Annotated in this window: 2 protein-coding genes; both read right to left on the reverse strand. The window is 36.4% G+C overall.

What is annotated here, in order from left to right; all coding sequences use genetic code 11:
- Positions 1-2: 2 nt before the first annotated feature.
- A complete protein-coding gene (locus H5072_RS19975; RefSeq protein WP_170072030.1) occupies positions 3-827 on the reverse strand; it encodes an alpha/beta hydrolase in 825 nt (274 codons plus the stop codon).
- A 32-nt stretch (positions 828-859) separates the two neighbouring features.
- Positions 860-1,075: a hypothetical protein gene (locus tag H5072_RS19980; RefSeq protein ID WP_010555169.1), complete on the reverse strand. Its 216-nt coding sequence runs from the start codon at positions 1,073-1,075 to the stop codon at positions 860-862.
- Positions 1,076-1,178 lie beyond the last annotated feature (103 nt).

The raw sequence follows: 1,178 nt of genomic DNA on the forward strand, positions 1-1,178 counted from the left end.
TACTATTCGGGATGATAGTTCATTTTTTTAAAAGCGTCGTATACAGCTAAATGTAGTGTTTCAGTGTGATCTAGGTTTTCAAAATAGCCAAATTGCACTTGGCTTTTACTACTCAGAATAGGCGCTACTTTTTTATGTAATTGCTTTGCTAAACCTTCCATTAATTCGCCTTCTTTACCTACTCCAATATAAACCGATTGAGGAAAGGCAGTTGGCTCAAAAGGGCCATTCAGTAATTCATTATCGGCCCACCATAAGCTGGGGCTAATTATTACGTAATGATTAAACATTGCAGGGTGATTAAACAAAATTTCGGTGGCTAGTAAACCACCTAACGATTGACCAATTAAAGTACTTGTTGAGTTGGTACGGTATGTTTTATTGATCAGTGGCCGTAGTTCGTCGTTTATAAAACTAATAAACTTTTTTGAGCCACCGTGCGTTGGCAAGTCTTTTAAATCGAGGGCATTATTACTCGGTGATGTAAAATCGTGTTTACGATCGATATTTGCTATACCCACAACAATGGCTTCGGGTATATGGTTTATCCACGGAAAAGAAGCAAATTGTACAAGTCCTGCAATATGAATAAAGTCTTCATCTTTTGAGCCATCGAGTAAGTAAATAACAGGGTAATGCTTATCGCTTGATTGCTCATAACTATTAGGCATGTAAACGTTTATAGTGCGTTGCTGCTCAAGCGTGGTTGATTTAAAGGTAAAGGTTTCACCAATACTAAAAGGTTTTGTTTTAATCGGTTCTGCATGGCTTAATAAGCTAAAAGCTAAACATATTATTGTAAATAAACTTAACACTTTATTTTTCATTAGATTGCCTTTAGTTATTGTTATCACTTAATTTAAACTTCTTTACCGCCATGCTTTTCTGCTAGGTCGTCGAGCTCTGCTGAGGTGTAATCAAAACCACTTTCGTCGTATTCGTATGTCACTTTTACACTATCGCCGCCATTAAAAAGTCGTGTTTTTACATCGTTAACCGGCCAGTCTTTGAGCTCGTGTAAAAATCGGTTAGCAACTTGTGAAGATTCAAAACAATAGCGAATTTCTGTTTTCATAAATAATAAAGCTCTGGCTGTTTACCCCAGCTGCTAGCGCATTATTAATGGGGCGTTCATGATTCGGTTACAAAAAATAAAGAGTTAAATTGTAAATTTTGTG

The sequence above is a fragment of the Pseudoalteromonas sp. SR45-5 genome (assembly GCF_014163565.1).
GTDB classification, from domain to species: domain Bacteria; phylum Pseudomonadota; class Gammaproteobacteria; order Enterobacterales; family Alteromonadaceae; genus Pseudoalteromonas; species Pseudoalteromonas distincta.